This window comes from Pseudomonas sp. 05T35, assembly GCF_056396605.1.
This window is the reverse complement of the sequence record NZ_JBFTLU010000387.1, coordinates 1-4,460: the sequence shown is the minus strand read 5'-3', so window position 1 is coordinate 4,460 and position 4,460 is coordinate 1. Positions and strand designations below refer to the sequence as shown.

Sequence of the window (4,460 nt, the reverse complement as noted above, 5' to 3'; positions counted from 1 at the left end):
TCTATCCACTGCAGGTGGTGCGCTTGGCTCGCCGGGGCGATAGATCAGCGCGCGAAAACTGGCTGCAGGCCTTCTTTCTGGTGCTGAGCAAATTTCCCGAGATGCTCGGGCAAGTCAAGTTTCTGTTGCACAGATTGGGTGCCGGCAAGACGGCGTTGATCGAATACAAGTGAGACGGCTATGAATGATTGGCTGATACTAAAAAGCGTGTTTTCTTTACATGCAGGGTATTCCTTCAGGGCATTGAAAAATAAGCTTGTATTACTGATTTTAGTTGGAAAAAACTGGTCCGAGCTAAAGTTGTTTTTGTGGCGTATGTCGAATGCCCTGGGCAAGGCCGGTTTTGAGAAGTTGGGAGGTGATTGTGTGGGTGTTGTTCATTGGCCGTACATCAGTAGTTGCTGGAGATCTCAGGAGAGACTTAGTGTGTTGGCCTCGCATTACGAAGTCGTCACAAAACGCTGTCCGCAGCTATTGCTTCTGGGACGAAATGACCGCTTGATGTTGAGTGACTTGTCGGAGTGCTCTGTGGGTTGTTCCTTGGTTCTGGATCGTCCGGTATGGTTTATGCGTGAAGGGGAGTTGGTGCTGAATTTGTTTCAGGGTGATTTGCGTATTGCATCAATAGCGTTCACCTTGTGTCGCACGGAAGTTGAGTTATGTGTTTTTATCGGTGCCGTTCAAGGGATACACAAAGGCGTAGAGAGTGACAGGTCTTTGGAAATTTATAGAACACTGACAAAAGATTTTGAAGGCCTTCGCCCAAGAAGTCTTCTGATCGAAGCCATTAAGTATATTGCAAGCAGTGTTGGTGTTGAAAAGATTTATGCGATAGGGGATGGATATCGTCATCATCGTCATCCGTATTTTGGCGCTGAAAAAGCTCAAGACCTGGCGGCTAATTATGATGTCATATGGTTGGAGCATGGAGCGATTCCGTCAGAGCGCGAAGACTTTTTTGAAATTCCCATGGTGTTGTCCAAAAAAGCACTTGATTGTATTCCTTCAAAAAAACGTGCCATGTACCGCAGGCGTTATGAACTTCTAGATGATATTTTTACAAGGATAGATAGTGTGTTGGTAGGCGGCTATGTAACTAACGCAAGCGCTCATTAGGTCGATATTTTACTGTGGGGTCTKATGAAATTGCAGCGGTTGCTCTTAGTCAGTTAGTGGGCGACACTGTTTTAATTATTGGTCTCTAAGTGTATATAAGGTACCGGAGCAAAAATTCCAGGTGGAGTATTGCTCGGAGAAAATGCAAGGATCGGAATAAACGCCGTGATGCTTGTTGACGTTCTTGATAATTGTACTACTGTAAAAGTACCTGTAGTAATAGTTCACTGCTACGACATCTAAGCTGGTTCCTATGCGTATCGCTTATTTGATCAATCAATACCCCAAGGTCAGCCATAGCTTCATTCGTCGCGAGATTTTGGCGTTAGAGCGCCAGGGCTTTGTGGTGCAGCGCATTGCTCTGCGTGGTTGGGATGCCGAGTTGGTGGATGCCGAGGACGTGTCCGAGCGCAGTAAAACTTCCTATGTGCTGCAGGGCGGAGTCAAAGAGCTGTTAGTGCCTGTGCTGCAGGTACTGCGCGCCCAGCCGCGACGCTTTTTTTCGGCGTTGTGGCTGGCGCTACGTATGGGCCGGCATGCCGATCGGCCCTGGCCGTATCATTTGGTCTATTTGTCCGAGGCATGCCGCCTGCTGTTTTGGTTGCAGGCGTTCGGCGCCGAGCATGTGCATGCGCATTTCGGCACTAAYTCAACCGAGGTGGCGATGCTGGCCAATGCTCTCGGCGGGCCAGCGTACAGTTTTACGGTGCACGGCCCGGAAGAGTTCGACAAACCGCAGTTTATTCATTTGGGCGAGAAAGTCCGGCGCGCGGCTTTTGTCGCGGCTATCAGCTCTTATGGGCGCAGCCAGCTGTTTCGCTGGGTAGCTCATGCGCACTGGGCAAGAGTAAAGGTGGTGCATTGTGGTCTGGAGCGTGCGTTTCACGATGTACCTGCAGTTGCCGTGCCGTCCGTACCGCGGTTGGTCTGCGTGGGTCGCTTGTGTGAGCAAAAGGGCCAACTGTTGTTGCTTGAGGCCGCCCGTATCCTGGCAGCGCAAGACGTGGTGTTCGAGATAGTACTGGCCGGCGATGGGGAAATACGTGCGCAAATCGAAGCCCTGATTGCACTGCATGGCTTGCAAGCGCAGGTGCGAATCACTGGCTGGATTAGCAGTGAGCAGGTGCGGGCGGAAATTCTTGCGGCGCGGGCCTTGGTGTTGCCGAGCTTCGCCGAGGGCTTGCCGGTGGTAATCATGGAGGCCATGGCCTTGCGCCGGCCAGTACTGACGACCTATGTGGCGGGCATTCCCGAGTTARTGCGCCAAGGTGAGAACGGTTGGTTGTTTCCCGCTGGAGCTGTGGATGAGTTGGTGGCGGTGCTGGCGGACTGCCTGGCGCAACCCGTCGAGGTGTTGCAGCGGATGGGCGAGGCGGCTTATCAGAGAGTGCTGGAGCGACACGATATCGATACCGAAGCGGTCAAGTTGGCTAATTTGTTTAGGGCGCAAGCATGATCACCTTACTTGATTGGCTGTTCAGCACACTGCTGGTGCTCATGGTCCTGCCGGTGTTGGTGCTGTTTTTGCAGGTGCTGTTGGCCTGCCTGCCTGTGCGGTTGCGCTCGTCGGCGCAAAGATCGCGGCTGCGGGTGGCGGTGTTGGTACCGGCATACAACGAATCCTCGATGATCGTCGCGACGTTAAATACCATTCGGCCGCAGTTGCTAGAGGGCGATCGCTTATTGGTGGTGGCGGACAACTGTTCTGACGACACGGCCGCGTTGGCCCGCACGGCGGGAGCCGAGGTGGTGGAGCGCAGCAATGATCAGCAGTGTGGCAAGGGGTATGCGCTGGACTTTGGGGTGCGTCATTTAGCGAGCGATGCGCCGGACGTCATGATCGTTGTCGATGCCGATTGCCAGGTGGGTGAGGGCTCTATTGAGCGTTTGGCAATGTGTTGCATCGACTCTGGGCGGCCAACGCAGGCACTTTATTTAATGCGTGCTCCAGCAGGTTCCGGGCTAAAAGTGCGGTTTGTCGAGTTTGCCTGGCGTGTGAAGAATCTGGTGCGGCCGCAAGGTTGGGCTTGGCTTGGTTTGCCCTGTCAGTTAATGGGTGCGGGAATGGCTTTCGTCTGGCGGGATCTGGCTTTGATTGATTTAGCCAGTAGCCACATCGTCGAAGATTTGAAGATGGGCTTCGATTTCTGCCGCAGTGGCAAGCCACCTCTGTTTTGCCCCGATGCCCTGGTGACCAGCTATTTTCCGCGCAGTGATGAAGGCTTAAGTATCCAGCGTACGCGCTGGGAGCATGGTCATCTCGGGGTAATCCTTGGTGATGCGCCAAAGTTGTTTGTAGAGTCGATCAGCYGGCGTAACTGGAACCTCCTGGCAATGACGCTGGATTTATTGGTCCCTCCGTTGGCCTTGTTGACGTTAGTGCTGGGGGCTGTTTTTAGTCTGTCATGGTTGGTGTTTATGCTGTATGGAGCTTTGGCTCCAGCATTAATCGCTTCTGCCGGGGTGGCACTATTGAATGTGACTATTTTGCTGGCATGGAGCCAATTTGGGCGCGAGATCATATCTTTTTCAGCCTTGTTGTATGCGCCGTTCTACGTGGTGAAAAAAATACCCCTGTATCTAGGCTTTTTGCTTAAGCGCCAAGTTGAGTGGGTGCGTTCGAAGCGAGATGACAATTAATGTGCGCTTTTGCTTGGCAGCACAACTGGCAAACGATTATCCAGAAACTCAGGGTGGTCAGTGATCTCGATGATGAGCAAGGATTGATTGATGCTTTATCCAAGCCTGAGGCGGCGACAGTACTTGGATTCGTCAATGCCTTTGCCATGAACCTGGTGGCGGGCAACACCGATTACTATAACGCGCTGTCCGCTGCTGACGTGTTACTACGAGATGGCTCCGGCATGGCTATCCTGTTTCGCCGACTCGGCTTGGTGCCGGGGCTAAATATGAATGGCACGGATTTTATCCCCAAATTACTGGCCGCGTTCAAGGGCCGTCGGGTGGCTTTTTGGGGCACTGCAGAGCCCTTTCTAGCGAATGCGGTACAGCGTAGCGAAGCGGTATTTGCGGTCAATGTAGTTTCTGCTCACCATGGTTTTGCTGAGGTGGATGCCTACATCGACCTTGCCCGGCAACTGCAGCCAGAATTGGTTGTGCTGGGCATGGGCATGCCCAGGCAAGAAGCCGTTGCTGCCAGGCTGGCTGCCAGCGGCGTGCCATGCCTGATAGTGTGCGGCGGGGCGATCCTGGATTTTCTCGGTGGCAAGGTTGTTCGGGCTCCGCAATGGGTGCGTCGTCTCGGTTGTGAGTGGGTATTCAGGCTGATGATTGAGCCAAAGCGGTTATTCAGTCGCTATGTGGTTGGTAATCCACTGTTCTTG

At 53.0% G+C, this 4,460-nt stretch carries 4 protein-coding genes and 1 pseudogene; all 5 read left to right on the top strand.

The features are described 5' to 3' along the window. A pseudogene (locus tag AC1DH9_RS23440) lies at positions 1–173 on the top strand (glycosyltransferase family 2 protein); the annotation flags it as partial. 7 nt (positions 174–180) lie between these two features. Continuing rightward, positions 181–1,116, top strand: a complete 936-nt coding sequence (locus tag AC1DH9_RS23435; protein ID WP_427536455.1) for a DUF535 family protein — start codon at positions 181–183, stop codon at positions 1,114–1,116. Between the two features lie 253 nt (positions 1,117–1,369). After that, positions 1,370–2,572 carry a glycosyltransferase family 4 protein gene (locus AC1DH9_RS23430; RefSeq protein WP_477808862.1) on the top strand — a complete coding sequence of 401 codons (1,203 nt, stop codon included), beginning with the start codon at positions 1,370–1,372 and terminating at the stop codon, positions 2,570–2,572. Then, positions 2,569–3,756 carry a glycosyltransferase family 2 protein gene (locus AC1DH9_RS23425; protein ID WP_477808861.1) on the top strand — a complete coding sequence of 396 codons (1,188 nt, stop codon included), beginning with the start codon at positions 2,569–2,571 and terminating at the stop codon, positions 3,754–3,756. The genes AC1DH9_RS23430 and AC1DH9_RS23425 overlap by 4 nt, the downstream gene beginning before the upstream one ends. Further along, positions 3,756–4,460, top strand: a 705-nt coding sequence (locus tag AC1DH9_RS23420; protein WP_477808860.1) for a WecB/TagA/CpsF family glycosyltransferase, incomplete at its 3' end; no start/stop codon positions are given. The genes AC1DH9_RS23425 and AC1DH9_RS23420, both read left to right, overlap by 1 nt.